Raw genomic sequence first — 26,153 nt, forward strand, 5'->3', positions numbered from 1 at the left:
GTCGCGCCCGCGTCAGCGCGCCATGATCAGGCTCATCGCCTCGTTGCGCGTCGCCGCGTCCCGCAGCTGACCGCGCACGGCCGAGGTGAGGGTCTTCGCACCGGGCTTGCGGATGCCCCGCATCGACATGCACATGTGCTCGCACTCCACGACCACGATCACCCCGCGCGGCTCCAGGATCTCCATCAGGGAGTCCGCGATCTGCGTGGTGAGCCGTTCCTGCACCTGCGGGCGGCGGGCGTAGACGTCCACCAGCCGGGCCAGCTTGGACAGCCCCGTGATCTTGCCGCTGGTGGACGGGATGTACCCGACGTGCGCCACGCCCCGGAACGGCACCAGGTGGTGCTCGCAGGTCGAATACACCTCGATGTCCTTGACCAGCACCATCTCGTCGTGACCGAGGTCGAACGTCGTCGTCAGCACGTCCTCGGGCTTCTGCCACAGCCCCGCGAATATCTCCCGGTACGCCCGCGCCACCCGCGCCGGGGTCTCCAGCAGGCCCTCCCGGTCGGGGTCCTCGCCGATGGCGATCAGCAGCTCGCGCACGGCGTTCCGGGCCCGCTTCTCGTCGAACTCACCGATGGTGGCCATGCCGTCCAGCGTCACGGGGTCGGTCATGTGGGATGCCTCGTTCCTGTGCTGTCACGCGTGAGGGGCACGCGTCTCCACCGCGGGTACGCACATGCCGCGCCCCCCAGGCTAGAACCTGGGGGGCGCGGCATCCATTCCGGGCCCGGCGGGGCCGCCGGGAGCCTCGGGATCAGCTCTCGGGGCGTTCCTCCGGGGTCCGCTCCGGTGCCGGGGCGGGGTCCGTCGTGGTGTTCTTGACGGTGGTGATGGCCGGCGTCGCGCCGTTCGCCCCGTTCGTCAGGGCCAGCTCCTTGGGGGAGAGGACCGGCGGGCGGGTGGACGGCGTACGGCGGGAGGAGCCGGTCCAGGCGGGCCTGGGCGGGCGCTTGACGATCGGCGCGAAGATCTCGGCGATCTCCTCCTTGCCCAGCGTCTCCCGCTCCAGGAGGGCCAGGACCAGGTTGTCGAGGACGTCGCGGTTCTCGACCAGGATCTCCCACGCCTCGTTGTGCGCGGTCTCGATGAGCTTCTTGACCTCTTCGTCGACCAGCGCGGCGACCTCTTCCGAGTAGTCGCGCTGGTGAGCCATCTCACGTCCGAGGAACGGCTCGGTGTTGTCCCCGCCGAACTTGATCGCACCGAGGCGCTCGGTCATGCCGTACTGCGTGACCATCGCGCGGGCCACACCGGTGGCCTTCTCGATGTCGTTGGCGGCGCCGGTGGTCGGGTCGTGGAAGACGAGCTCCTCGGCCGCGCGGCCGCCCAGCATGTAGGCGAGCTGGTCCAGCATCTCGTTGCGCGTGGTCGAGTACTTGTCCTCGTCCGGGAGCACCATCGTGTAGCCGAGGGCACGGCCCCGGGAGAGGATCGTGATCTTGTGGACGGGGTCGGAGTTCGGGGAGGCCGCCGCCACCAGGGCGTGTCCGCCCTCGTGGTACGCGGTGATCTTCTTCTCCTTGTCCGACATGATCCGGGTCCGCTTCTGCGGGCCCGCGACCACACGGTCGATCGCCTCGTCCAGCATCTTGTTGTCGATCAGCTTCTGATCGCTGCGCGCGGTCAGCAGCGCGGCCTCGTTCAGCACGTTGGCCAGGTCGGCGCCGGTCATGCCGGGGGTGCGGCGGGCGACGGCCGAGAGGTCGACGTCCGGGGCGACCGGCTTGCCCTTCTGGTGCACCTTGAGGATCTCGAGGCGGCCCTGCATGTCCGGGCGGTCGACCGCGATCTGGCGGTCGAAGCGGCCGGGGCGCAGCAGCGCCGGGTCGAGGATGTCGGGCCGGTTCGTCGCGGCGATGAGGATCACGCCGCCCTTGACGTCGAAGCCGTCCATCTCGACGAGGAGCTGGTTCAGGGTCTGCTCGCGCTCGTCGTGACCGCCGCCGAGGCCGGCGCCGCGGTGACGGCCGACCGCGTCGATCTCGTCGACGAAGACGATCGCGGGAGCGTTGGCCTTGGCCTGCTCGAACAGGTCACGGACCCGGGAGGCGCCGACACCGACGAACATCTCGACGAAGTCGGAACCGGAGATCGAGTAGAACGGCACACCGGCCTCGCCCGCGACGGCACGCGCGAGCAGGGTCTTGCCGGTACCGGGCGGGCCGTAGAGCAGGACGCCCTTGGGGATCTTCGCCCCGACGGCCTGGAACTTCGCCGGCTCCTGCAGGAACTCCTTGATCTCGTGGAGCTCCTCCACCGCCTCGTCCGATCCCGCGACGTCGGAGAACGTCGTCTTCGGGGTGTCCTTGGTGATGAGCTTCGCCTTGGACTTGCCGAACTGCATGACGCGGGAGCCGCCGCCCTGCATCTGGTTCATCAGGAACAGGAAGACCACGACGATGAGGACGAAGGGCAGCAGGGACAGCAGAATGCTCACGAAGGGGTTCTGCTTGGACGGCGAGACCGTGTAGCCGTCCGGGATCTGCTTGTTCTGGAACTTGTCCTGCAGCGTGCTGGCGATGGTGACGCCCTGGTCGCCGATGTAGCTCGCCTGGATCTTCGAGCTGTCCTTGACCTTGACGCCGTCCTTGAGCTGGACCTTGATGGTCTGCTCGTCGCCGGTGGTCAGCTTGGCCGACTCGACCTTGTTCTCATTGATCGCCTGGACGACCTCGCCGGTGTCCACCGTCTTGTAGCCGCCGGACGAGCCGACGACCTGCATCAACACGACCACGGCGAGGACGGCCAGCACGATCCACATGACCGGCCCACGGAAGTATCGCTTCACGTCCATCCATACGGAGCGGTGCCGCCCCGTCCCTCCTGCCATAGTGAGTTTGATAAAGACTGTTCTTCGGACGGTACCCCAGCATCGCCCCCCGAAGCTGCGAGGGACAGCCGGCGATCGCGTCCACGCATGCTCCAACGCCGCGGAGCCCGCCGGGGTTCCCGATCACCGTACGGCGGACCGGGCCCCCGGCCTCAGCCGCCGTAGACGTGGGGCGCGAGCGTACCGACGAACGGGAGGTTGCGGTACTTCTCGGCGTAGTCGAGGCCGTAGCCGACGACGAACTCGTTGGGGATGTCGAAGCCGACCCATTCCACGTCGATGGCGACCTTGGCGGCGTCGGGCTTGCGCAGCAGCGTGCACACCTTGAGGGAGGCGGGCTCGCGCGAGCCGAGGTTGGAGATCAGCCAGGACAGGGTCAGTCCGGAGTCGATGATGTCCTCGACGATCAGGACGTGCCGGCCCTTGATGTCGGTGTCGAGGTCCTTGAGGATCCGCACCACACCGGAGGACTGGGTCCCCGCCCCGTACGAGGACACGGCCATCCAGTCCATCGTGACGGGGGTGGACAGCGCTCGGGCGAGGTCGGCCATCACCATCACCGCGCCCTTGAGCACGCCGACGATCAGCAGGTCCTTGCCCGCGTACTCCGCGTCGATCTTCGCGGCCAGCTCCACCAGCTTGGCGTCGATCTCTTCCTTGGTGATGAGCACCTTCTCGAGGTCGGCACCCATGTCTTTCGCGTCCACCCGCATCACTTTCGGTCGTCCCACCGGCCGGTCCGGTCCGCCCCGCGACTCGTACGGGTCGGTGGGGTCCGGATTCAGCCCTGCCGAATCACCAGTCTGCCACCCTGCCGGCGGGCGACGACCCGGCCGGGGAGATTGATGGCCCCCTGACCGCGCCAGCCGGTGATCAGCCGGTCGACTTCCTCGATGTGGCGGGCGAACAGCGAACCGGCCGGCGCGCCGGCCTCGATGGCGGCGCGCCGCAGCACACGGCGGCGTACGGCGGGCGGCAGGTCGTGCAGCGCGGCGCACTCCAGGCGGCCGTCGGCGTCGCGGACGCCGGCCTCGGCCCGGCCGGCCCAGGCGTCGAGGGCGTCGGCATCGTCACGGGAGAGCTGGGCCGTACGGGCGAGGGCCTCGACGACGCCCTTGCCGAGGGCCTTCTCCAGGGCGGGCAGGCCCTCGTGGCGGAGCCGGGAGCGGGTGTAGGCGGGGTCGGCGTTGTGCGGGTCGTCCCAGACGGGCAGGGACTGGACCATGCAGGCCTTGCGGGCGGTCTGCCGGTCGAGCCGCAGGAAGGGGCGCCGGTAACGGCCGTCGGCCCCCGAGACCGCGGCCATTCCGGACAGGGAGCGGATGCCGGAGCCGCGGGCGAGGCCGAGCAGGACGGTCTCGGCCTGGTCGTCGCGGGTGTGGCCGAGCAGGACGGCGGCGGCGCCGTGCCGGTCGGCGGCGGCGTCCAGGGCGGCGTAGCGGGCGTCCCGGGCGGCGGCTTCGGGGCCGCCGTCGCGGCCGACGGTGACCGCGACGGACTCGACGGGTTGGAGGCCGAGTTCGCGCAGGCGCGAGGCGACTTCGGCGGCGCGCAGGTCGGAGTCGGCCTGGAGGCCGTGGTCGACGGTGACGCCGCCGGCGCGGACGCCCAGGCGGGGGGCTTCGAAGGCGAGGGCGGAGGCGAGCGCCATGGAGTCGGCGCCGCCGGAGCAGGCCACGAGCACGAGGGGGGAGGGTGGCGGCTCGTGCGCGGGGCGGCCGGGCGCCCGGCCGTGGTCGTCGAGGATGTCGTTCAGGACGCGGCGGACCGCCAGGCGTATCGCCGCGACCGCAGGATGGGGACCCATGTCCGGTTCCCTTCATGAAATTGTCGGGGGGTGAGCCCGAGGTTCGGTCACTCAGAGTGTGTAGATGGTGACAGAACCGGGCCGTTCCCCGAGCATTGCACGCCTACTCCGGACTCACGGTCCCTCGGACGGGTGATTGAAGGGGCGTCCGTCTGCCGTCGGCCGTGCACGGCGCATGACGGTGCGCGGGGCTCAGGCTTCCGGTTTGCGGTGCACCCGTGTGATCCAGTCCGCCGGTTTGGCGATCTCCGCCTTGGTGGGGAGCGTGTTGGGCGAGGTCCACACCCGGTTGAAGCCGTCCATGCCGACCTCCTCGACGACGGCGCGCACGAAGCGTTCGCCGTCGCGGTACTGACGGAGCTTGGCGTCCAGGCCGAGCAGCTTGCGCAGGGCCATGTCCAGGCGGGAGGCGCCCTTGGCGCGGCGCTGCTGGAACTTCTCGCGGATCTCGGCGACGCTCGGCACGACCGCGGGGCCGACGCCGTCCATCACGAAGTCGGCGTGGCCCTCCAGCAGGGACATCACGGCCGTGAGGCGGCCGAGGATCTCACGCTGGGCGGGGGTCTGCACGAGCTCGACCAGGGAGCGCCCCTCGTCGCCCTCCTCGCCCTCGGGACGGCCTCCGGCGAGCGACTGGGCGGCCTCGCGGACGCGTTCCAGGACGGTCATGGGGTCGACGTCGGTCTCCCCCAGGAACGACTGGATCTCGCCCTCCAAGTGGTCCCGCAGCCAGGGCACGGCGGTGAACTGGGTGCGGTGGGTCTCCTCGTGGAGGGTCACCCACAGGCGGAAGTCGTGGGGCTCGACGTCGAGTTCGCGTTCGACGTGGACGATGTTGGGGGCGACGAGCAGCAGCCGGCCGGCGCCGTTCGCGCCGGCCGGGAGGTCGCGGGTGGCGGGGGCGAAGGTCTCGTACTGGCCGAGGACGCGGGAGGCGAGGAAGGACAGCAGCATGCCCAGCTCCACACCGGTGACCTTGCCGCCGACGGCGCCGAGGACCACGTTGCCGGGGCCGGTGCCGCGCCGTTCCTGCATCTTGTCGAGGAGTGGTTTGAGCAGTTCGCGGAAGCCGGCGACGTTGGCCCGGACCCAGCCGGGGCGGTCGACGACGAGGAGGGGCGTGTCGTGGGTCTCCTCGGTGCCCAGACGAGTGAAGCCCCGGACGTGTTCCTCCGAGGACTTCGCGTGCCGGCGAAGTTCCGCGACGACGGCCCGGGCCTCGTCGCGGCTCACGTCGGGGCCCGGCCGCATGAGCCGGGTCGCGGTCGCGACCGCGAGATTCCAGTCGACCATCCCGGAAGAAGCAGCACCACCGATGCTCGTCATGCGTCAACGGTACGTGAGTGCCCGGGTTTCGGGCAGGACGGCGAGGTGACCGAGGTGCACCGGGGGTGGGGGCCGGCGGCGGCCGGGCGCGGTGCCGTTCGTCGCGCCTGCGGTTTCCCGCCCCCGCCGCCCCTTCCCGTCCCGTCTCCGGGGGCTTCGCCCCCGGGCCCCCGTGCGCCCACGCGGCAAGCCGCATGCCGACACGGCCCCGCGCCCCTTTCGGGGTCAGCGGCAGCCGCAGGCCGCCAGGGCGGTGGCCGCCTTGTCCAGGGCGGACTGGGCCGCCGTCGGGTCGGTGGTGGCGTTCGCCAGGAAGGCGAAGGCCACCAGGCGGCCGTCCTGGTCGACGACCGTGCCCGCCAGTGTGTTCACGCCGGTGAGTGTGCCGGTCTTGGCGCGTACGACGCCGGCCGCGCCGTCGGTGTAGCGGCCGGCGAGGGTGCCGGTGAAGCCGGCGACGGGCAGGCCGGTGAGGGCGGGGCGCAGCTCGGGGTGGGCCGGGTCGCCGGCCTTGACGAGCAGGGCGGTGAGGAGGCCGGCGGTGAGTTTGCCGCGCCGGTCGAGGCCGCTGCCGTCCCTGATGTCGATGCCGGCCCCCTGCAGGGGGAGGCCCAGGTGCTTCAGGCGGGCGGTGACCGCCGCGCCGGCGCCGGCGAGGTCGGCGCTCCCGCCGGTGGCCAGGGCGGTGTGGCGGGCGAGGGCCTCGGCGAGGTCGTTGTCGCTGTCGGTCAGCATCCGCTCGACGAGGGCGGCCAGCGGGGGCGAGGAGACCGTGGCGAGGGTGGAGGCGCGGGCGGTGGCCTTCGAGGGGCCGGGGGGCGTGGCCTTGACGCCGCGCTCCTCCAGCAGGCCGCCGAAGGTCCGCGCGGCGTCGGCCGCCGGGTCCGCGGCCCGTGGGGCCGGGCCGCTGGTGGAGTCGTCGGTGCGGGCCTCGTCGACCATGAGGGGGGTGACGGCGGCGATGTTCGGGTTGACCCCGATCGGGTGAAGGGTGGCGCCCTTGTAGAGGGTCGTGTCGTACGACAGCGTCACCTCGCGCACCCCGCGTTCGGCCAGGGCGGCGGCGGTCCGCTCCGCGAGGTCGCGCAGGCTCGCCAGTCCCCGGGCCTCCTTGCGGGCGGTGAGCGTGGGGTCGCCGCCGCCGACCAGGACGACCTCCTCGGTGTCGGGTTCGTACACCGCGCGGGTGGTGAGGCGGTGGTCGGCGCCCATCGCGGAGAGCGCGGCGACGGCGGTGGCGATCTTGGTGGTCGAGGCGGGGGTGAGCGCGTCCTCGGAGCCTGTGCCGTAGAGCCGTTCGCCGGTGGCCACGTCGACCACGGCGGCGGAGCGGCTGCCGAGCGCGGGGTTTTTCAGCAGCGGGTCGAGGACGGCGCCGAGGGCCTCGCGGCCGGGCGCCGACTTCACGGTGGTGGCGGTTCCGCCGAGGCCGGTGAGCACGGAGACGGCCGGCGGGGCGGCCTGGGATCCGCGGGGCGGCGTACCGGCGTGGGCGCGGGTGCCGCCGTGATCTGTGCCACGCGCGACGTCCAGGGCCACGGCCCGGTCCCGCTCGGCCGTACGCTGACCCGAGGAGTCCCAGGGACCGGCGGCGGTCACCACACCCGCGGCCAGCGCCAGACCGGCGGTGGCGGCGGTCGCGGTGAACCGCCAGGTCTTCGGCCGCGGGGCCCGTGGTGATCCCGGTCGGTCCGGCCGTGCGAACCGTGGTCCGACGGCCGCGGCGACACGCGCCAGACGTGGCCGTACGGTCTCCGCGGCCCGGGTGAGACGAGGTCGTACGGCGTCCGCGATCCGCACGACGTGCGGTGCCGCGGCCCGCCAAGGCCTCAGCTCTGGCACGACCACCAGCCCCTTTCGCGATCACACACCTGCGTGAGGGACACTTAACCACCAGAACTATGTGCTGATCATGGAGGAGCGTCCGGTGGAGTTCGACGTCACGATCGAGATCCCGAAGGGTTCGCGGAACAAGTACGAGGTGGACCACGAGACGGGTCGGATCCGCCTGGACCGTCGGCTCTTCACCTCGACCGCCTACCCGACCGACTACGGCTTCGTCGAGAACACCCTCGGCGAGGACGGCGACCCGCTGGACGCGCTGGTCATCCTGGACGAGCCGACGTTCCCGGGCTGCCTGATCCGCTGCCGCGCGATCGGCATGTTCCGGATGACGGACGAGGCCGGCGGCGACGACAAGCTGCTCTGCGTCCCGTCGACGGACCCGCGCGTGGAGCACCTGCGGGACATCCACCACGTGTCCGAGTTCGACCGCCTGGAGATCCAGCACTTCTTCGAGGTCTACAAGGACCTGGAGCCGGGCAAGTCGGTCGAGGGCGCCAACTGGGTGGGCCGGGTGGACGCCGAGGCGGAGATCGAGCGGTCCTACAAGCGTTTCAAGGAGACGGGCGGCCACTGAGCCCTCCCGCTGCGCGACGCAGGAACGGGCCGCACGCGCGCGTGCGGCCCGTTTTGCCGTGCGTGCGCATACTGAGGCTGTACGGGGCAGGCTTACGGACGGTCCCACGGACGGTGTCGTAAAGGGAGAGCGGAGCAGGTGACGGACGCGGAGGGCCGCAAGCCGCAGTCGGACGAGGCGAGGAGCGTGTTCGCGCCTCCCACCGGTGTCGCGGCGCCGGCCGAGTCGGAGTCGTCGACGACGTCCGAGTTCGCCGTCCCCCAGGGGCTGGCCGTCCCGAGGACCGGTACGGAGTCCGAGACGACCTCCGAGTTCGCCCTCCCGGAGGGTCTGGACGTGGCCCCGCCGCCCCCGGACGGGACGGAGGGGTCGGCGTTCAGCACGCCGAGCACCTACGGGGCGAAGCAGACCGCGGCGTTCACCCCGGCGAGCGGGATCCCGCTGGTCAGCCTGGCCAAGGACGTGCCGTGGCAGGACCGGATGCGCACCATGCTGCGCATGCCGGTGACCGAGCGGCCGGCTCCGGAGCCGGTGCACCGGCACGACGAGGCCGGTCCGGCCGTGCCGCGCGTGCTCGACCTGACCCTGCGCATCGGCGAGCTGCTGCTGGCGGGCGGCGAGGGCGCCGAGGACGTGGAGGCGGCGATGTTCGCCGTGTGCCGCTCCTACGGCCTGGACCGCTGCGAGCCCAACGTCACGTTCACCCTGCTGTCGATCTCCCACCAGCCGTCCCTGGTCGACGACCCGGTGACCGCGTCGCGCACGGTGCGGCGCCGCAGCCCCGACTACACCCGGCTGGCGGCCGTCTACCAGCTGGTGGACGACCTCAGCGACGACGAGACGCACGTCTCCCTGGAGGAGGCCTACCGGCGGCTGGCGGAGATCCGCCGCAACCGGCACCCGTACTCCGGCTGGACGCTGACCGCGGCGAGCGGACTGCTGGCGGGCGCGGCGTCGGTGCTCGTCGGCGGTGGCTTCCTGGTGTTCGTGTCGGCCGCGGTCGGCGCGATGCTCGGCGACCGGCTGGCCTGGCTGTGCGCGGGTCGCGGACTGCCGGAGTTCTACCAGTTCACGGTGGCCGCGACGCCGCCGGCCGCGATCGGGGTGGCGCTGACGGTGGCGCACGTGGACGTGAAGGCGTCCGCGGTGATCACCGGTGGGCTGTTCGCCCTGCTGCCCGGGCGGGCACTGGTGGCCGGCGTGCAGGACGGCCTGACCGGCTTCTACATCACGGCGTCCGCGCGCCTGCTGGAGGTCCTGTACTTCTTCGTGGGCATCGTGGCCGGGGTGCTGACGGTGCTGTACTTCGGCGTGCAGCTGGGCGCCAAGCTGAACCCGGACGCGGAGCTCGGCGTCTCCGACGACCCGCTGTCGCAGATCGCCGCGTCGATGCTGCTGTCCCTGGCCTTCGCCGTGCTGCTCCAGCAGGAGCGGTCCACCGTGCTGATGGCGACCCTGAACGGCGGGGTCGCCTGGGTGGTGTACGGCGCGATGCGCTACACGGGCGACATCTCGCCGGTGGTCTCCACGACCGCGGCGGCGGGCCTCGTGGGTCTGTTCGGGCAGTTGCTGGCCCGGTACCGGTTCGCGTCCGCGCTGCCGTACACCACGGCGGCGATCGGGCCGCTGCTACCTGGTTCCGCCACGTACTTCGGTCTGCTGGGCATCGCCCAGAACGAGGTCGAATCGGGGCTGACGTCCCTCACGAAGGCCGTGGCGCTGGCCATGGCCATCGCGATCGGGGTGAACCTCGGGGCGGAGATCTCGCGGATCTTCCTGCGGATCGGGTCCGCGGAGAAGCGGCGGGCCGCGAAGCGGACGCGGGGGTTCTAGCGCGGAGGTTTCGGCGCGGGCGCCGTCGAGGTTTCGGCGCCGTCCGGCCCGGGACCTCGTGCACATCGGCGGCCGCGGGCCGGTGAGGGCCTTTCGCGCGGTTCCCCGCGCCCCTGGGTTGGTTCAGTGACCGCGGTTGTACGGCTGCTGCTGGTTGTAGTAGTCGTCGCCGTACGGCTGCTGGGGCTGCTGCTGCGGGTAGCCCTGACCGTCGTACGGCCGCCGGGGCTGCTGCTGCGGGTGACCCTGCTCTCCGTACGGCTGCTGCGGGTAGCCCTGGTCGCCGTAGTGCTGCTGCCGGGGCTGCTGCGGGGTGGGCGGCGCGGCCGGGGTGATGCGGCGCAGCTGGGTCGTGGCGTCGTCCATGACCGGGTACTGCGGGGCGGCGGCCGGGGTCTCGGCGGCGGCGCGCTTCTTCTTCCCGCGCTCGCGCAGGTACTCGATGATGATCGGCACCACGGAGACGACGACGATCAGGATCAGGATCGGCTCGACGTTGGTCTTGATGAACTCGATCTGGCCGAGCCAGTAGCCCGCGAGGGTGACACCGCAGCCCCAGGCGACACCGCCGATGAGGTTGTACGTGAAGAACGTGCGGTACTTCATGCGGCCGGCGCCCGCCACGATGGGGGCGAACGTGCGCACGATCGGGACGAAGCGGGCCAGGACGATCGCCTTGGGGCCGTACTTCTCCATGAACTCGTGCGCCTTCTCCAGGTTCTCCTGTTTGAAGAGCTTGGAGTTCGGCCGGCTGAACAGCTTGGGTCCGAAGAACTTGCCGATCATGTAACCGACCTGGTCGCCGATGACGGCGGCCAGCACTATCAGCGTGCACACCAGCCACAGCGGCTGGCTGATGTAGGTGCCCTCGGCCACGAAGAGACCCGCCGTGAACAGCAGGGAGTCACCGGGCAGGAACGCGAAGAGTCCGGACTCCGCGAAGACGATCAGCAGGATGCCGGGAAGGCTGAAGGTCTCGATCAGGTAGTCCGGACTCAGCCACTCAGGGCCGAGCGCAAGCGTGGTCACGGGGATGTGGCTCCTGCAGCTGGGGGGTAAGGGCTGGGTTGGCTGCCCAAATTATGAACGCAGCCGTCGAGGCCCAGGTTCCGCGGGGGTACCCAGGATGCCCTGTGATCCGCCCCGGAGAAAGCCGTGAGCCGTGGGGCGGGAAGCAATGTGCAGGTCGTGGCCCGGATGCGAGCCGGGCCACGACGCTCAGGAGGCGTGCCGCGCGGCGTTCGCGAGGATCGCCTCCCTGAGGTGCTCGGCGAGACCGGGCCGCAGGGAGTCGTAGTACGCCTTGAAGCGCTCGTCGGAGACGTACATCTCCGCGAAACACCGGTGCATCTCGTACGGCACCTCGAAGTACCACGTGCCGATGTGCCGTCGGTGCTCCTCGGCCAGGTCCATGGCCGCCTCGCCGGACGGCTGCCCTCCGGCGGCCACCAGGGCGGTGTACCGCTCCTGCCAGTCGTCGACCTCGGCCTGGACGCGCTTCCAGTCCTCCTTGGTGTAGCTCGCCGCGCGGCGCTGCGACTCGGCGTACGCCTCGGTGCCGCCCCAGCGCGCCTCCGCCTCGTCGGCGTACTGTTCGGGGTCCTTGTCCCCGAACACCTCGAACCTCTCCTCGGGCGTGAGATCGATTCCCATCGTGCGTGCCTCCATGGCGTGTTCCACGGCCGCCGCCATCTTCTTCAGCTTCTCGATCCGGGCGGTCAGCAGTTCGTGCTGCCGGCGCAGGTGCGCGCGCGGGTCCGCGGCCGGGTCGTCGAGCAGGGCGGCGACCTCGTCGAGCGGGAAGCCGAGCTCGCGGTAGAACAGGATCTGCTGCAGCCGGTCGAGGTCGGCGTCGCTGTAGCGCCGGTGCCCCGCGTGGCTGCGTCCGCCGGGAGCGAGCAGGCCGATGGCGTCGTAGTGGTGCAGGGTGCGCACGGTGACGCCGGCGAATCCGGCGACCTGTCCCACGGAGTAGCTCACTTCCGCTCCTTTCCGGGTGTGCGCTCCAGCCTGGGACCTCACGCCACGTGAGGTGCAAGCCGGTGATCGATTTGACCGACTCGTCCGCTTATCGTGTGCGCGTGGCCCAGGACAGCGCACAGCAGGCACCCCCCGCCGCCCCGGCACGCGCCCTGCTGCCGACCATCGTGCCCGCGCTGCTCGTGGGCGTGGTGGCGAGCCTGGTCCTGGTGGGGGTCGGCACGGCGGCCGGGGAGCTGCAGGACGTGCTCTGGCAGGACGTGCCGGACGCCCTCGGCATCGGCGGGTACTCCGTGCCGTGGATGTTCGTGATGCTCGTCGCCACCGGGATCGCGGTCGGGCTGGTGGTGTGGAAGGTACCGGGCCACGCGGGCCCCGATCCGGCGACCACCGGTCTCGACGCGCCCGTGCTGCCGCCCGCGGTGCTGCCGGGGCTGCTGCTGGCGACCGCGCTCATGCTGGCCGGCGGGCCCAGCCTGGGGCCCGAGAACCCGATCATCGCGGTGAACGTCTCGCTGGCGGTCCGGGTGGGCCTCAGGGCCTTCCCGCGGACCCGGGAACGCGCCTGGGTGGCGCTGGCGGAGGCCGGGACGATCGGCGCGCTGTTCGGCACGCCGGTCGCGGCCGCGCTGGTCATCTCCGAGGCGCTGGCCGGGCAGCGTGTCAAGGGGCGGCTGTGGGACAGCCTCTTCGCGCCGCTGGCTGCCGCCGGGGCCGGCGCGCTCACCGTCTCGCTGGTGTCGGAGCCGAGCTTCGACCTTCATCTGCCGCCGTTCGGGCGGCCCGGCTGGAGCGACCTGCTGGCGTCCCTCGTGGTGGCCTCGGCGGGCGCGCTGCTCGGCCTGTGCGCCGTGTACGCCTTCCCGTTCGTCCACGGGGCCTTCGCGCGGCTGCGGCACCCGATGCTGATGCTTCCGGCCGGTGGGGTGGTGCTGGGCGCCCTGGCGGCCCTGGGCGGGCACCTGACCCTGTTCAAGGGGCTCGACGAGATCGCGGTTCTGGCGCGCGACCCCGACGGCTGGTCGGCGGGCGAGTTCGCCACGATGACGGTGGTGAAGCTGGCGGCGCTGCTCGTCGCCGCGTCGTGCGGCTTCCGGGGCGGGCGGATCTTCCCCGCGGTGTTCGTCGGCACGGCGCTCGGACTGTGCGCGCACGCGCTGGTGCCGGGGGTGCATCCGGCGATCGGCGTGTCGGCCGGAGTGCTCGGGGTCCTGCTGGCCATCACCCGGCAGGGCTGGGTGAGCCTGTTCGTCGCCGCCGTCCTGGTCGCCTCCCCGTCGGTGCTCACTCTGCTGTGCATCGCCTCCCTGCCCGCCTGGCTGCTGGTGACGGGCCGCCCGCACATGCAGCTCCGGGCGGACGGGACGGCCGTGCGGTGACCGTCCCCCGCCCCGCCCCGCGTTGGCCGAACGTGGTCACCGGTCGTCCCCGGAGTGCCGCTCCCCCGTCGCGTACGGGTTCTCCTCGCCCTCGGCCAGGACGCCGACGAACGGCTCGCCCTCTCCCGCGAAGGTGTAGGCGCCGCCCCGGATGCGCTCGATGAGGGCGCGGGTCCACTCGGCGCCGGTGTCGGCGGAGCGGACCCAGAAGTTCATGATCTCCCCGATGTGGCCCAGCTGCCCGGGGCCGCCCTCGGGCGTGTAGTACTCGGTGACGGTCCTGCGCCACTCCCCGATGGAGCGCACCCGCCGCTCCAGGAGGGCGAGGGCCTCCTCGCGCTTCAGGTCGACCATGAGGCCGAGCCCCGCCGAGAGCACGTCCGGCTTCTGGTCGTAGGAGGTCAGCGCCTCCCGCAGCAGCCGGAAGTACTCCTCGGCGCCCTGCTCGGTGATCTCGTACTCCGTGCGCGGCGGGCCGCCGGCCGTGGACGGCGCGGTCTCGTGCGCGTGCAGCAGTCCCTGCTTCGCCATCTGCTTCAGCGCGTGGTAGATCGAGCCGGGCTTGGCGTTGGACCACTCGTGCGCGCCCCAGTACTCCAGGTCGTTGCGCACCTGGTACCCGTGGGCCCGCCCGTGCTGGCGCACCGCGCCGAGCACCAGGAGACGGATCACTGACATGTGCCCAGCGTAGGGCCCCGGGGAGCGGCCCCGGGGCCGCCCCGCCCGCTCGGAGCCCGCTCAGAACGGGAAGCCGCTCCGGCCGTGCTGCACCGAGATCCACTTCACCGTGGTGAAGGCGTCCAGCATGGTGTCGCCGTTGAGGCGGCCGATGCCCGAGTGCTTCTCGCCGCCGAAGGGGACGATCGGCTCGTCGTGCACGGTGCCGTCGTTCACGTGGAACATGCCGGTGTCGATCCGCCTGGCGAAGTTCACGCCGCGCTCGATGTCGCCGGTGTGCACGGCGCCGCTCAGGCCGTACGGGGTGTCGTTGACGAGACGCACGGCCTCCTCCTCGCCGTCGAACGGGACGAGGAAGGCGACGGGCCCGAAGACCTCCTGCCGCAGCAGCGCCGAGTCCGCGGGCAGGCCGGTGAGGACGGACGGCTCGACCAGGTTGTCCCTGCGCGCGCCGCGGACCAGGGCGGTGGCGCCCTCGGCGAGCGCCTGCTCGACCACGCCGGACAGGGCGTCCGCCTGACGGGAGTTGATCACCGGGCCGATGACCGTCTCCGGGTCGCGCGGGTCGCCGGCCTTGAGGGACGTGACCTTGGCGACGAACTTCTCGGTGAACGCGCCGGCGACCGACCGGTCGACCAGGACGCGGTTGGCGGCCATGCAGACCTGGCCCTGGTGGACGAACCGGCTGAAGACCGCCGCGTCCACGGCGTAGTCCAGGTCGGCGTCGTCGAGGACCACCAGCGCGCTGTTGCCGCCGAGTTCGAGGACCGAGCGCTTGAAGAGGGAGGCGCAGACGGTGGCCACGTGACGGCCGACCGCGTCCGAGCCGGTGAAGGAGATGACCTTCGGTATCGGGTGCTCCAGGAAGGCGTCGCCGATCTCCTCGATGTCGGTGATGACGACGTTGAGCAGACCGCCGGGCAGGCCCGCGTCCTCGAAGATCTTCGCGACCAGGGAGCCGCCGACGACCGGCGTGTCCTGGTGCGGCTTGAGCACGACGCCGTTGCCGAGCGCGAGCGCGGGAGCGACCGACTTGAGGGAGAGCAGGAAGGGGAAGTTGAAGGGGCTGATCACGCCCACGACGCCGACGGGCACGCGGTAGACGCGGTTCTCCTTGCCGTCCACCGGCGAGGGGATGATCCGGCCCTCGGGGCGCAGCGCCAGGTGGACCGACTCGCGCAGGAACTCCTTGGCGAGGTGCAGCTCGAAGGCGGCCTTCAGACGCGTGCCGCCGAGTTCGGCGACGATCGCCCCGGCGATCTCCTCCTCGCGCTCCTCGACCAGCCTGAGCGCCTTCTCGAACACCGCGCGGCGGGCGTAGGGATTGGTCGCCGCCCACCGCTTCTGCGCGCGGGCGGCCGCCCGGTACGCCTGATCGACCTCGTCGACCGTGGCTGTCGTGATCGACGCGAGCTTCTCGTCGTCGTACGGGTTGAGGTCGATGATGTCCCAGGAGCCGGTGCCCGGACGCCACTCACCGTCGATGTACTGCTGAGCCAGGTCGGTGAAGTACGACGACATGTGATCCCTCAATCCCTCGCTGCCTCAGCGGAGCACTGATCGACTGGATGATCTGACCACATGTCATCGTACTTACGTTTCATGTGAGTTGGGACACGCTCAGGACATGTGCAGCAGCCCCCGCAGGAGGTCCCGGCTCTCCGCGGGACCCGGGCTGTCGTGCTGGAGCTCCTTGAGCGCCTTCTCGTACTGGGCCACGTCCTCGGCCTTGTCGAGGTACAGCGCACTGGTCAGCTGCTCCAGGTACACGACGTCCGACAGGTCGGACTCGGGAAAGCTGAGGACGGTGAACGCGCCCGACTCGCCGGAGTGCCCGCCGAGGCTGAACGGCACGACCTGCAGCCGGACGTTGGGCCGCTCGGAGACGTCGATGAGGTGCTGGAGCTGGCCGCGCATCACCGCGCGGTCGCCGTACGGCCGGCGCAGGGCGGCCTCGTCGAGGACGACGTGGAACTCGGGGGCGTTCTCCGCGACCAGGTACTTCTGCCGCTCCAGGCGCAGCGCCACCCGCCGCTCGACGTCCTCCTCGCTCGCCCCCTTCATGCCGCGCCGCACCACCGCGCGGGCGTACTCCTCGGTCTGCAGCAGACCGTGCACGAACTGCACCTCGTACGCCCGGATCAGCGAGGCGGCGCCCTCCAGGCCCACGTACGTGGGGAACCAGCTCGGCAGCACGTCCGAGTAGCTGTGCCACCAGCCCGCCACATTGGCCTCCTTGGCGAGGGAGACCAGCGACCGGCGCTCCTGCTCGTCCGTGATGCCGTACAGCGTCAGCAGGTCCTCGACATCCCTGGTCTTGAAGCTCACCCGGCCCAACTCCATCCGGCTGATCTTCGATTCGGAGGCGCGGATCGAATAGCCCGCCGCCTCGCGCGTGATCCCCCGCGCCTCACGCAGTCGCCTGAGTTGTGATCCGAGCAGCATGCGCCGCACCACCGATCCCGGCTCTCCCGCGCTCACGTTCGCCAGCCTCCCCAACGTCTTCAGGGCCCGCAGTCTGCCACTAAAACACTTCGAGCAGTACTCGCGCGGTTACGGAAACGGAATCCGGCCGATCGATCCGGTCGGGAAGCGGCACGGAACGGGCACGGAAGGAGAAGGGAGGAGAAGGGAGGAGTAACGAGGAGGCAAGGGAACAGCCGTGAGGGGACGGGGAGATGACGGAAAAATTGACCAACAAACCAGTACGGCGGGGATGATTTCGGTCAGCTGCACGTGCATCTGCCCTTGCATCTGCTGTACGCATCCGAAACCATGGGCCCCGCACCACCGCCGCCTCGCTACGACCGCGAATTCCCGGGAGTGCCTCGCATGGGGACGAATGGATCGACCATGCTCGAGCCGTTACGGCAGGGCCTTCCGCCGCTGAACCTCGCGGCCACGTCCGACGCCGCCTCCTGCGCCCTCCCCGCCCGCTACGAAGCGGTCCGTGAGGCCCGGCACTTCACCCGCGGGACGCTCGACCGGTGGGACCTGGGGAACCGTTTCGACGACGTGTGCCTGGTCGTCTCCGAGCTGGTCACCAACGCCCTGCGGCACGGCCTGCCGGCCGACACCCCGCGGCCGGCGGCGCCGGACCTGCCGGTACGGCTGCACCTGATGCGGTGGACCGGGCGGCTGGTGTGCGCGGTGCGCGACCCCAGCGCCGACAGCCCCGTCACGCACGGGCCGGACGACTGCTCCGCCGAGTCGGGCCGGGGGCTGTTCCTGGTCGAGTCCTTCAGCGACAGCTGGGGCTGGCACCCGATGACCGGCGCGCTCGGCGGCAAGGTGGTCTGGGCCCTGTTCCGGCTCCCGCGCCCCGCCGGCCGCCTCTGTCCCGGCGCCTGACGCATCGCGGCGCTTCCGGGCGCCGCGGTGCTCCGCGTGTCGGCGCCTCCTGAGCCGTTCCGGTCCCCTCCCGGGCGCCACGGGAGCCGCGCTCCGGCCCCGGCGGGCCGGTCAGCCGACGACCAGGTGGTCGAACTCGCCGTCCTTCACGCCCAGCAGCATGGCCTCGATCTCCGCGCGGGTGTAGACGAGCGCGGGGCCGTCGGGGAAGCGGGAGTTGCGCACGGCCACCTCTCCGCCGGGCAGCCGGGCGAACTCCACGCAGGAACCCTGCGAGTTGCTGTGCCGGCTCTTCTGCCAGGCCACGCCGTCCAGCCTGGTGGCCGCCATGCCGTTGTACACGCCGGACGCGTCGGCACCGTCGTACACGTCACCGTCGTACACGTCGTGGTCCACAGGTCGCTCCCCGCTGGTGCACTGGCTGGTGTGGCCATTGATGCAGTAGTCAATTGACCCGGATCATAGCTTTGTTCATGTACTGATGCATGAGCAGATGCACGTGCACGCGGGGTGTTCCCGCGGTTACCGTCCTGACGATCGAACGGCGCCCACTGTGACGGACGCTTCACCGGACCCCGCTTCCTAAGAGACGCGAGCGAGGGCCTTTGTGTTCCCTCCTGTTCCCTTGTGTGTCCTCCGCCTTCCCCGCGCGCCGGCTCACCGACGCGCCGTGACCGTGCGGTGCGAGGTGTGTCACGGAGGCTGGTGGTGCGCCGGGTGGGTCCTGTTAGCTGACGGCGGTCGTCCGGCCGACGGGGCCGGCCACAGCCAGGGGGGTCGCAGTGACTTCGGAGGCTTCGGTGACGTACCGGCCCGTACCGCCGTCATCGCGCGGGTCGCGCTCCCGGCGCTCCCGGCGCGCACGGGTCGCGGCCGTGGCCGTGGGGCTGCTCGGCACGCTCGCGCCGACCGCGTGCGGCGGGGGCGGATCCGGCGACTCGGGCGGCTCCGCGGCCGGTCCCACCCCGTCCGCCACGGCGACCGCGGACTCCGGTGGCGGCGCCGAGGGCTCCGGTGCGAGCCCGGCCCCGGCGGGCGAGCTGGAGGGCAGCTGGCTCACCACCGCCGACGGCAAGGCCGTGGCCCTGATGGTCAACGGCGGGGACGCCGCCCTCTTCGCCACGGGCGGCCCCGTGTGCAGCGGCACCGCGCGGGAGCGGGCCGGGACCCACTCCATCCGCCTGAAGTGCGACGACGGCACCGAGGACCGGGCGAGCGGCACGGTCGACTCCGTCGGCGAGGACTCCCTGAGGATCACCTGGGAGGGCGCCCTCGGCACCGAGACGTACACCAGGGCCGAGGGGGGCTCCCTCCCGACGGGGCTGCCGACGGCGGGGCTCGGCTCCTGACGGGTGCCCCCGGGGCGGATCGGCGGCGGGTGCGTGATGATGGCCGGTGGGCACCTCCACGAACCCCGAGGATCACTCATGCGCACCAGGCCGATCGCCGTCCCCGCCGCCCTCGCCGCACTGCTCCTGCTGGCCGCCTGCGGCGGCGCGGGCGGGGGCGGGGGCGGCGACGGGAAGCGGGAGAGCACCACCTGCTCGGTCGACACGGTGAGCATGGAGGTCGGACCCGCGAGCGTCGCACCGGCCGCCGGGGACACCGGCGAGGTCCCCGTCGGCTTCACCAACCAGAGCGCCGCCTGCACCCTGGACGGCTTCCCCGAGGTGCGGCTGGCCGGCGCCGGCGACTCCGCCACCGTCGAGGTGCCGCCGGCCGAGGGCGCCACGGCCCAGAAGCTGACCCTGGCCAAGGGCGAGTCCGCGTCGTTCACCCTCACCTACGAACGCGGCGCGCCCGGCGAGGGCGCCTTCGACGCCGAGGAGCTGCGGGTCGAACTCTCCGGCGCCCGGAGCTTCCGCTGGACGTACGGCCCGGTCGCGGCCGACGGCCCGTCCGGCCACAAGATCTCCGTGAGCGCCTACCAGCAGGCGGGGGACTGACGCTCAGGGAAGGTGCGGGCGGGCCCTGACCTGTGCGTCGTCCGCCGCGCGGGCGCCCTCCTCCCAGCCCGCCGCGTCGCTCGCCCCGCGCAGCCGGGTGGTCGTCGTCTCCGGGAACAGGCGGTCCGTCCGCTCGGTGACCGCCACCGCGCGGGAGGCGAGGACCGGGAGCAGGTCGTCGCTCACCCGGATCTCGGCGACGGCCGCCAGACGCGTGCCCACGCGGTGCGCGTAGGCGGCGAGGAAGGACTGCCGGAAGGTCTTGGTCCGCTTGCGTCCGCCCGCCCTCTGCGCGGCCTCCGCCCTGGTCATCGCCGTGGTGGCCTGCACCAGCAGTGAGGTGTAGAGGAGTTCCACCGCCTCCAGGTCGGAGGCGAAGCCGACCACGGTGGAGAAGCCCAGCGGTTCGTTCCACACGGCCCGGCAGTGGTTCGCGCCGGCGACCGCGTCCAGCAGCACCGCCTTGGCCTGTTCGTACGGCGGCTCCACCCCGATCCGGCAGGCCCCCGGCGTCTCCCCCGAGGGCTCCCGCGCGGCGAGCAGCGCCTCGTCGACGCTGTGCCGCGCCATCAGCTCCTGTGCCTTGGCGCTGAGCGCCTCCGCCTCGTCCGGGAACCCGGTCGCCTCCGCCTTGGCCAGCAGCGCGCGGATGCGGCCGAGCACGCGGGACTCCGGCCGCCGGTCCCGCGGGGCGGGGGCGGCCGTCTCGTCGAGGGGTTCGAGGGCGGGCAGGCGCAGCAGCAGGCGGTACAGCTCCAGGGCGGCCGTGGCGTAGGCGAACCGGTCGCCGCGCGCGACCTCGTCCGCCCCCAGCTCGTCGAGCTGGGCCTTCCAGCGGGGACCGCGCGGGCGGTCGTCGCGCGGCGCCTGCGCGCGGATCAGCGCGGAGACGAGCCGTACGTGGACGTCGTCCAGCTCGCGCCGGACGATCCGTACGACGTCGGCGGGCTGCCAGCCGCGCCGCCAGGCGGTCGCCACGAACTCCTCACCCCGCCGGGCGAGTTCGGCGTCCGCCGCCGAGTCGGCGGCGAGCAGGGACGCGCCGGTGTCGAGGGCGGTGTCGCCGGTGTCGTAGAGGGCGGCCCGGAAGGCCCGGTCGACGGTGCTGGACGTACTCACGAGCCGATCGTGCCACGTCCCGGGAGTTCACCCGCAAGTGTCAACTTCGGGTTGACAGCCCTCGACTGTCAACTTACGGTTGACACATGACGACGAATCCGATCATCAAGTCATCCGTGCGTCTCGACGACCTCATCGCGGCCATCAAGAAGGTCCACGAGGAGCCCCTGGAACAGCTCCAGGACGCGGTGCTCGCCGGTGAGCACCTCGGCGACGTGGCCGACCACCTGATCGGCCACTTCGTGGACCAGGCCCGCCGTTCGGGCGCCTCCTGGACGGACATCGGCAAAAGCATGGGCGTCACCCGGCAGGCGGCCCAGAAGCGGTTCGTGCCCAAGGAGGGCAACGACCTCGACCCGAGCCAGGGCTTCGACCGCTACACGCCCCGCGCCCGCAACACGGTCATGGCCGCGCACAACGAGGCGCAGGCCGCGCACAACGCCGAGGGCCTGCCCGAGCACCTGGTCCTCGGTCTGCTGGCCGAGCCGCAGGGCCTGGCGGTCGAGGCGATCACCGAGCAGGGCGTCACCGCGGACGCGGTCCGCGAGGCCGCCCGCGCGGCGCTCCCGCCGGCCGTCGAGGACGCCCCCGAGCTGGTGCCGTACGGCCCGGCGGCCAAGAAGGTCCTGGAACTCACCTTCCGCGAGGCCCTCCGTCTCGGCCACCACTACATCGGCACCGAGCACATCCTGCTCGCCCTGCTGGAGCACGAGAACGGCGAGGGCGTCCTCAGCGGCCTCGGTGTCACCAAGGCCGCCACCGAGCGGTACGTCGCCGAGATGCTGGCGCAGTACGTCGAGACCCGGACGGAGGACGAGTCCGGTCAGGAAGGCTGACCGGGGGCGTTGTCAGACCCCCCTGTCACACTCGCGGCATGGCCGACCGGTGGGCACTCGCTCCGGCCGAGGACGGTGGCGTGGACGTCGCCCCCCTCGGCCCGGACGGGCTGCCCGCCGGTCCGGTGCTGCGGGAGGCGGACCCCGCCGAGGCCGTACGGAGCCGTCCCGGTGTCACGCGGTGGGTGTGGCGGTCCACCGCCGAGGTCTACCCGCGCCTGCTCGCCACGGGGGTGCGAGTGGAGCGGGCCTACGACGTCGAGGCCGCCGAGACCCTCCTGCTCGGCCACGAGGGGCGGTACGGGGAACCCCGTTCGGCCGCGGCGGCGCTGGCCCGGCTGCGCGGCGGCCCCGTACCGCCCGACCCGCCGCAGCGCCAGGCCGAACCGGGCGCCCAGTCCTCCCTCTTCGAGCCCCAGGGCGTCCGGCTGCCGCTGACGGACCTCCTCGCGGTCTACGCCGAGCAGCAGCGGCGGACCGACGCGACCGCGCGCCCCGACCGGATGCGGCTGCTGACCGCCGCCGAGTCGGCGGGGACGCTGGTGGCCGCCGAGATGAACCGCGCCGGACTGCCCTGGCGGGCGGACGTGCACCGCGCGGTGCTGCACGACCTGCTCGGCGAACGGTACGCGGGCGGCGGGGAGCCGCGCCGGCTCGCCGAGCTCGCCGACGAGGTGTCCGCCGCCTTCGGCCGCCGGGTCCGGCCCGACCTGCCCGCCGACGTGATCAAGGCCTTCGCCCAGGCCGGCGTCAAGATCGCCTCGACCCGCCGCTGGGAGATCGAGTCCGTCGACCACCCGGCCGTCGCACCGCTGATCGAATACAAGAAGCTGTACCGGATCTGGGTCGCCCACGGCTGGTCCTGGCTCCAGGACTGGGTGCGCGACGGCCGCTTCCGGCCCGAGTTCCTCGCCGGCGGGACGGTGACCGGCCGCTGGGTGACCCACGGCGGGGGCGCCCTGCAGATCCCCAAGGTGATCCGCCGCGCGGCCGTCGCCGACCCCGGCTGGCGGCTCGTCGTCGCCGACGCCGACCAGATGGAGCCGCGCGTCCTGGCGGCCGTCTCCCGCGACCCCGGCCTGATGGAGGTCGCCGGCCGGGAGACCGACCTGTACCAGTCGGTGTCCGACCGCGCCTTCTCCGGCGACCGCGCGCAGGCCAAACTCGCCGTCCTCGGCGCGGTCTACGGCCAGACCTCCGGCGACGGCCTGAAGAACCTGGCCGCGCTCCGGCGCCGCTTCCCCCGGGCGGTCGCCTACGTCGACGAGGCCGCCCGCGCGGGCGAGGAGGGCCGGCTCGTACGGACCTGGCTGGGCCGCACCTGCCCGCCGGCCGCCCGCACGACGGACGACGCGGCGGAGGAGGCCGGCATCCCGGTCGCGGAGGAGGACGCCACCGAGGGGGGCCGCCCCTGGGCGCCGGGCCACTCCTCGGCCAACGCCCGCGCCCGCGGCCGCTTCGCCCGCAACTTCGTCGTCCAGGGCAGCGCCGCCGACTGGGCCCTGCTGCTGCTCGCCGCGCTGCGGCGGGCCCTGAGCGGCATGGCGGCCGAGCTGGTCTTCTTCCAGCACGACGAAGTGATCGTGCACTGTCCCGAGGAGGAGGCGGCGACGGTGGCGGAAGCGATCCGGCGGGCCGCGGACCTGGCCGGACGGCTGACCTTCGGGGAGACACCGGTGCGGTTCCCGTTCACGACGGCGGTGGTGGAGTGCTACGCGGACGCCAAGTGAGCGGACCGCCGACCGGACCCCACCGTCGCGCCCACGGATCAGACGACCGGCGGTCAGGTGGCCGGCGGTCAGACGACCGGTGGCCGCCCCAGCCGGGTGAGCCGCCACACCGTCCGCCAGCTCATGGCCCGCCGCTCGCCGGCCGGCTCCCGCAGTCCTTCCACGAACCCGCCGAACCACGCCCGCAGCCCGCTGACCGACCGGTTCCGCACCACGGTGAGCAGCGTCCACACCCCGAGGTGGACGGGGACGAGCGCGAACGGCAGCCGCCGCCGGGCCAGCCACACCCGGTTCCGGGCGTTCACCCGGTAGTAGATGGCGTGCCGGGCAGGGGAGGTCTTCGGGTGCTGGAGCAGCAGTTCGGGCGCGTAGAGGATCCGCCACCCGGCGTCGACGGCCCGCCAGGCGAGGTCGGTCTCCTCGTGCGCGAAGAAGAACGCGGCGGGCCAGTCGCCGATCTCGTCGAGCATCGCCATCCGCAGCGCGTGCCCGCCGCCGAGGAACCCGGTGACGTACCCGCCGCGCATCGGATCCGACTTCCCGATCCGGGGCACGTGCCGCTGCTGGGTCTCCCCCAGCTCGTCGGCGATCCGGAACCCGACGATCCCGAGCCGTTCGTCGGCGGCGTACAACTCCCCCACTCGGCGCAGCACCTCGGCGTCGACGAGCAGCCCGTCGTCGTCCAGCTCGACGACGACGTCCACGTCCCCGAACTCCCGCAGCCGCGCGATCGCCGCGTTCCGCCCGCCGGGGCAGCCGAGGTTCTCCTCCAGCTCCACGCCGGTGACCTCGCCGGGGAGCGACAGCCGCCGGGCGAACTCGGGCAGCGGGCAGCCGTTGCCCACGATCACGATCCGCGCGGGCGCCACGTCCTGCTTCGCCACGGACTCCAGCAACGCATCCACCTCGGCGGGCCGGTTCCCCATGGTCACCACGGCGACGGCGATCCTCGGCGTCCCCACGTCCTCACCTCACCATCCCGGCCGACGACTGCGCCCGTGATGCCAGCCTTTCACGCCACGGTCTCCCGCGGTGGACCGCACGGACGCCTCCGTGCGGCGCCGCGTGGCCCACGCTCTCCTACGGAGAGGGGCGGAACGGTGTTCACCGGGCGGGGCCGGGGCGACGAGGCGGGACGTCGGCGGTGGCCGCCGCTCAGGAGGGCTTGACGACGGAGACGACGGACCAGCGCTGCTCACCCGTCCCCGAGCCGCACCGCGCCACCTGGAGCCTGGCGTCGTTCCCGGCGGAACCGCCGCCGACCACGCTCATGCACAGATCGCTCGCGGCGTTGCGGATCCGGTGGGCCCCCGACTGCGGCTCCAGCCACCAGAGCTGGTTGTCCGCGGCCGGCCTGCAGTGGTACTCGGTGACCTTGGTCCCGGGGGCGACACCGCCGTAGTCGGGCAGGTCCATGCACATCCCGTCCTTGCGGTTCCTGATGACGAACAGGCTCGCTCCCCGCGGTCCGCTGTCCGCGTCGGCCACCTCCAGGTCCCAGAGCTGGTTGTCCTGGGTGGTGGGCCGGCAGTCGTACTGGCTCACCGGGCCGTCGACCGAGCCCTTGTCGAAGTAGGGCAGGTCGGCGCACTTGCCGGTCGCGACGTTCTTCAGTTGCGCGTTGACCCGGGTGGAGAGGGCGTTGGCCAGTTGCCGGGCGGTGATCGCGGGGGGCTTCTCCGCCTTCGGCGCGGCCTCGCCGTCGTCCTTCTCCTTCCCGGCGACGGCCCGGGACGCGGCCTTCTCCCCGGCGTCCGCCCGCTCCGAACCGGAGGGCGACGGCTCGGACTCGGCCTTGGGCGCGGCCGGGGCGCCCGACGGGGACGGGGATCCGCTCGGTGACGCCGAGGGGGACGGGGAATCGGCCCGGTAGTCGACGGCCGGAACGTCGTCGGAGGTACCGGGGTCGAGCGTCGTTCCGCCGACGGGAGCCGTCTCGACCGTGCGCTCGTCCTCACGGTTCAGTGCGAGTACCAGGAGGGGCACGCAGATCAGCACCGCCCCCACGAGGGCGGCCGCGGCCACCATGGGCCCGCGCAGCCGCCCCGGCGCCGTCCCGTCGGCGTCCGCGTTCGCCGCCGCCCTCCCGCCGTCACCGTCCCCGGCCGCGACCGCACCGGCCGCCGCCTCGGCCTCCGCTCCGTCGGCCTCCGCCGCCCGCCGCTGCTGTCGCTCCTGCCGCCGTCCCTCTTCCCCGGCGGCCCGGGAGCGCCGCTCGGCGGACGCCGGTGCCGGTACCGCGGCGTCCGGGTCGGCAGCGGAGTCGGGCGCGGGAGCAGGCCCGGGGCCGCGCGGTCTCAGCTCCGCGCCGGGGTCCTCACCCGGCGCGGGCACGGCGACCGCACGGCGGACGGCCGCGGCCGGCGTCGCCCCGCCGGCCGGAGGTTCGTGCTGACGTGGCATGAACGCTGCTCCTCACTCACCGCAACCCACCGGGCCCCGTCGATCACAGGCACGCCCCAAGGGCTTGAGACTCACACAACTCACTCTGAATCACGCTTGATTGCGTCCGAACCCCGACCGGGTGAACGTAGGATGACACAGCCCGCCACCGCCCCGCCGGGCCCGGTGACCTCGTCGTGCTGTGCGGCCGAGGAGTCCGTGCCCTCAGGACCCGCCCTGCGGTGCCGCACCTGGAGCCGGCCGACGGGCAGGCCGCACGCGTGGATCAGGCTCTGACCGCGACGCCGGCAGCCGTACCGGCTCACCCGGTTCACCTGCGGAAGGGCGATCGCGAGGGCCACCGACACCCGTGCGGCCCGGACGCGGTGCCGTCGGCGCATCCGCTGAACGAGAAAGTCCCAGCTCAAGGGTGACGAGTTGGGGCTTCTCCGGAGAGCCGCCTTCGGGATGCGAACCCGAGACCCACTCATGACGAGAGCCCGCAGGATCGTGACGGCCGGCCGTACTCGA

The 26,153-nt window shown here is 72.4% G+C and carries 23 protein-coding genes; 8 read left to right on the plus strand and 15 right to left on the minus strand.

Translation table 11 applies throughout. The annotated features are described in order from the left end of the window. Positions 1 to 12: 12 nt before the first annotated feature. From folE to dacB, 6 genes are all read right to left on the minus strand, one after another. Complete coding sequence (gene folE, locus ADK41_RS08335; RefSeq protein WP_030828101.1) at positions 13 to 618, minus strand: GTP cyclohydrolase I FolE; 606 nt, start codon at positions 616 to 618, stop codon at positions 13 to 15. Between the two features lie 142 nt (positions 619 to 760). Next, positions 761 to 2,800: an ATP-dependent zinc metalloprotease FtsH gene (gene ftsH, locus ADK41_RS08340; protein ID WP_030828098.1), complete on the minus strand. Its 2,040-nt coding sequence runs from the start codon at positions 2,798 to 2,800 to the stop codon at positions 761 to 763. Between the two features lie 188 nt (positions 2,801 to 2,988). Continuing rightward, positions 2,989 to 3,549, minus strand: coding sequence for a hypoxanthine phosphoribosyltransferase (gene hpt / locus ADK41_RS08345; protein ID WP_030828096.1), 561 nt, complete (start codon positions 3,547 to 3,549; stop codon positions 2,989 to 2,991). A gap of 68 nt (positions 3,550 to 3,617) precedes the next feature. Next, positions 3,618 to 4,643 carry a tRNA lysidine(34) synthetase TilS gene (gene tilS / locus ADK41_RS08350; protein WP_030828094.1) on the minus strand — a complete coding sequence of 342 codons (1,026 nt, stop codon included), beginning with the start codon at positions 4,641 to 4,643 and terminating at the stop codon, positions 3,618 to 3,620. Positions 4,644 to 4,835: 192 nt separating this feature from the next. Continuing rightward, positions 4,836 to 5,969 (minus strand): zinc-dependent metalloprotease, encoded by a 1,134-nt coding sequence (locus tag ADK41_RS08355; protein ID WP_030828092.1) that lies wholly within the window; start codon positions 5,967 to 5,969, stop codon positions 4,836 to 4,838. Positions 5,970 to 6,194: 225 nt separating this feature from the next. Then, positions 6,195 to 7,817: a D-alanyl-D-alanine carboxypeptidase/D-alanyl-D-alanine endopeptidase gene (dacB, locus tag ADK41_RS08360; RefSeq protein ID WP_030828090.1), complete on the minus strand. Its 1,623-nt coding sequence runs from the start codon at positions 7,815 to 7,817 to the stop codon at positions 6,195 to 6,197. Between the two features lie 79 nt (positions 7,818 to 7,896). Here dacB and ADK41_RS08365 point away from each other — a divergent pair, with 79 nt between their 5' ends. Continuing rightward, a complete protein-coding gene (locus tag ADK41_RS08365) occupies positions 7,897 to 8,388 on the plus strand; it encodes an inorganic diphosphatase (RefSeq protein WP_030828087.1) in 492 nt (163 codons plus the stop codon). A gap of 138 nt (positions 8,389 to 8,526) precedes the next feature. Further along, positions 8,527 to 10,221 carry a threonine/serine exporter family protein gene (locus ADK41_RS08370; RefSeq protein ID WP_030828085.1) on the plus strand — a complete coding sequence of 565 codons (1,695 nt, stop codon included), beginning with the start codon at positions 8,527 to 8,529 and terminating at the stop codon, positions 10,219 to 10,221. A 123-nt stretch (positions 10,222 to 10,344) separates the two neighbouring features. On the opposite strand, the gene ADK41_RS08375 is transcribed toward ADK41_RS08370, so the two are convergent. Continuing rightward, entirely contained in the window at positions 10,345 to 11,250 is a 906-nt protein-coding gene (locus ADK41_RS08375) for a DedA family protein (protein WP_030828082.1), read from the minus strand. Positions 11,251 to 11,439: 189 nt separating this feature from the next. Further along, positions 11,440 to 12,201 (minus strand): MerR family transcriptional regulator, encoded by a 762-nt coding sequence (locus ADK41_RS08380; protein ID WP_030828079.1) that lies wholly within the window; start codon positions 12,199 to 12,201, stop codon positions 11,440 to 11,442. Between the two features lie 101 nt (positions 12,202 to 12,302). Between ADK41_RS08380 and ADK41_RS08385 the strand changes: the two genes are divergently transcribed. Further along, positions 12,303 to 13,580, plus strand: a complete 1,278-nt coding sequence (locus ADK41_RS08385) for an ion channel protein (protein WP_030828076.1) — start codon at positions 12,303 to 12,305, stop codon at positions 13,578 to 13,580. 36 nt (positions 13,581 to 13,616) lie between these two features. On the opposite strand, the gene ADK41_RS08390 is transcribed toward ADK41_RS08385, so the two are convergent. The 3 genes from ADK41_RS08390 to ADK41_RS08400 all read right to left on the minus strand — a co-directional run bounded on the left by ADK41_RS08390 (position 13,617) and on the right by ADK41_RS08400 (position 16,703). Then, complete coding sequence (locus tag ADK41_RS08390) at positions 13,617 to 14,258, minus strand: PadR family transcriptional regulator (RefSeq protein WP_030828074.1); 642 nt, start codon at positions 14,256 to 14,258, stop codon at positions 13,617 to 13,619. 60 nt (positions 14,259 to 14,318) lie between these two features. Then, positions 14,319 to 15,779: an aldehyde dehydrogenase family protein gene (locus tag ADK41_RS08395; RefSeq protein WP_030828071.1), complete on the minus strand. Its 1,461-nt coding sequence runs from the start codon at positions 15,777 to 15,779 to the stop codon at positions 14,319 to 14,321. A 99-nt stretch (positions 15,780 to 15,878) separates the two neighbouring features. Beyond that, a complete protein-coding gene (locus ADK41_RS08400; protein ID WP_051843208.1) occupies positions 15,879 to 16,703 on the minus strand; it encodes a helix-turn-helix domain-containing protein in 825 nt (274 codons plus the stop codon). Positions 16,704 to 17,111: 408 nt separating this feature from the next. On the opposite strand from ADK41_RS08400, the gene ADK41_RS08405 reads away from it, so the two are divergent. Further along, a complete protein-coding gene (locus ADK41_RS08405) occupies positions 17,112 to 17,609 on the plus strand; it encodes an ATP-binding protein (RefSeq protein ID WP_030828065.1) in 498 nt (165 codons plus the stop codon). A 111-nt stretch (positions 17,610 to 17,720) separates the two neighbouring features. Here the strand turns inward: ADK41_RS08405 and ADK41_RS08410 are convergent, their stop codons facing one another. Continuing rightward, positions 17,721 to 18,005, minus strand: coding sequence for a DUF397 domain-containing protein (locus ADK41_RS08410; protein ID WP_030828063.1), 285 nt, complete (start codon positions 18,003 to 18,005; stop codon positions 17,721 to 17,723). 479 nt (positions 18,006 to 18,484) lie between these two features. Here ADK41_RS08410 and ADK41_RS08415 point away from each other — a divergent pair, with 479 nt between their 5' ends. Continuing rightward, positions 18,485 to 18,958 (plus strand): hypothetical protein, encoded by a 474-nt coding sequence (locus tag ADK41_RS08415; protein ID WP_167353459.1) that lies wholly within the window; start codon positions 18,485 to 18,487, stop codon positions 18,956 to 18,958. Positions 18,959 to 19,036: 78 nt separating this feature from the next. Then, entirely contained in the window at positions 19,037 to 19,555 is a 519-nt protein-coding gene (locus ADK41_RS08420) for a DUF4232 domain-containing protein (RefSeq protein ID WP_030828057.1), read from the plus strand. Positions 19,556 to 19,558: 3 nt separating this feature from the next. Here ADK41_RS08420 and ADK41_RS08425 read toward each other — a convergent pair whose 3' ends face one another. After that, positions 19,559 to 20,674: a DUF2786 domain-containing protein gene (locus ADK41_RS08425; protein ID WP_030828054.1), complete on the minus strand. Its 1,116-nt coding sequence runs from the start codon at positions 20,672 to 20,674 to the stop codon at positions 19,559 to 19,561. Between the two features lie 86 nt (positions 20,675 to 20,760). On the opposite strand from ADK41_RS08425, the gene ADK41_RS08430 reads away from it, so the two are divergent. Both ADK41_RS08430 and ADK41_RS08435 read left to right on the plus strand, forming a co-directional pair. Beyond that, the gene (locus ADK41_RS08430) at positions 20,761 to 21,510 is read left to right on the plus strand and encodes a Clp protease N-terminal domain-containing protein (protein WP_030828051.1); all 750 of its coding nucleotides are present in this window, start codon (positions 20,761 to 20,763) and stop codon (positions 21,508 to 21,510) included. A 38-nt stretch (positions 21,511 to 21,548) separates the two neighbouring features. Further along, entirely contained in the window at positions 21,549 to 23,240 is a 1,692-nt protein-coding gene (locus ADK41_RS08435; protein ID WP_030828048.1) for a bifunctional 3'-5' exonuclease/DNA polymerase, read from the plus strand. A gap of 68 nt (positions 23,241 to 23,308) precedes the next feature. Here the strand turns inward: ADK41_RS08435 and ADK41_RS08440 are convergent, their stop codons facing one another. Then, complete coding sequence (locus ADK41_RS08440; RefSeq protein WP_030828045.1) at positions 23,309 to 24,202, minus strand: glycosyltransferase family 2 protein; 894 nt, start codon at positions 24,200 to 24,202, stop codon at positions 23,309 to 23,311. 193 nt (positions 24,203 to 24,395) lie between these two features. Continuing rightward, positions 24,396 to 25,643: an RICIN domain-containing protein gene (locus ADK41_RS08445; protein WP_051843202.1), complete on the minus strand. Its 1,248-nt coding sequence runs from the start codon at positions 25,641 to 25,643 to the stop codon at positions 24,396 to 24,398. Positions 25,644 to 26,153: the final 510 nt, after the last annotated feature.

This window comes from Streptomyces caelestis, from assembly GCF_001279005.1.
Lineage (GTDB): Bacteria > Actinomycetota > Actinomycetes > Streptomycetales > Streptomycetaceae > Streptomyces > Streptomyces heliomycini.

Excerpts from the sequence above, each read along its gene's own strand:
- folE (WP_030828101.1), bottom strand. The coding sequence starts at position 618 with ATGACCGACCCCGTGACGCTGGACGGCATGGCCACCATCGGTGAGTTC.
- ftsH (WP_030828098.1), bottom strand. The coding sequence starts at position 2,800 with ATGGACGTGAAGCGATACTTCCGTGGGCCGGTCATGTGGATCGTGCTG.
- hpt (WP_030828096.1), bottom strand. The coding sequence starts at position 3,549 with ATGCGGGTGGACGCGAAAGACATGGGTGCCGACCTCGAGAAGGTGCTC.
- tilS (WP_030828094.1), bottom strand. The coding sequence starts at position 4,643 with ATGGGTCCCCATCCTGCGGTCGCGGCGATACGCCTGGCGGTCCGCCGC.
- ADK41_RS08355 (WP_030828092.1), bottom strand. The coding sequence starts at position 5,969 with ATGACGAGCATCGGTGGTGCTGCTTCTTCCGGGATGGTCGACTGGAAT.
- ADK41_RS08390 (WP_030828074.1), bottom strand. The coding sequence starts at position 14,258 with ATGTCAGTGATCCGTCTCCTGGTGCTCGGCGCGGTGCGCCAGCACGGG.
- ADK41_RS08395 (WP_030828071.1), bottom strand. The coding sequence starts at position 15,779 with ATGTCGTCGTACTTCACCGACCTGGCTCAGCAGTACATCGACGGTGAG.
- ADK41_RS08400 (WP_051843208.1), bottom strand. The coding sequence starts at position 16,703 with ATGCTGCTCGGATCACAACTCAGGCGACTGCGTGAGGCGCGGGGGATC.
- ADK41_RS08405 (WP_030828065.1), top strand. The coding sequence starts at position 17,112 with ATGCTCGAGCCGTTACGGCAGGGCCTTCCGCCGCTGAACCTCGCGGCC.
- ADK41_RS08420 (WP_030828057.1), top strand. The coding sequence starts at position 19,037 with ATGCGCACCAGGCCGATCGCCGTCCCCGCCGCCCTCGCCGCACTGCTC.
- ADK41_RS08430 (WP_030828051.1), top strand. The coding sequence starts at position 20,761 with ATGACGACGAATCCGATCATCAAGTCATCCGTGCGTCTCGACGACCTC.
- ADK41_RS08435 (WP_030828048.1), top strand. The coding sequence starts at position 21,549 with ATGGCCGACCGGTGGGCACTCGCTCCGGCCGAGGACGGTGGCGTGGAC.
- ADK41_RS08445 (WP_051843202.1), bottom strand. The coding sequence starts at position 25,643 with ATGCCACGTCAGCACGAACCTCCGGCCGGCGGGGCGACGCCGGCCGCG.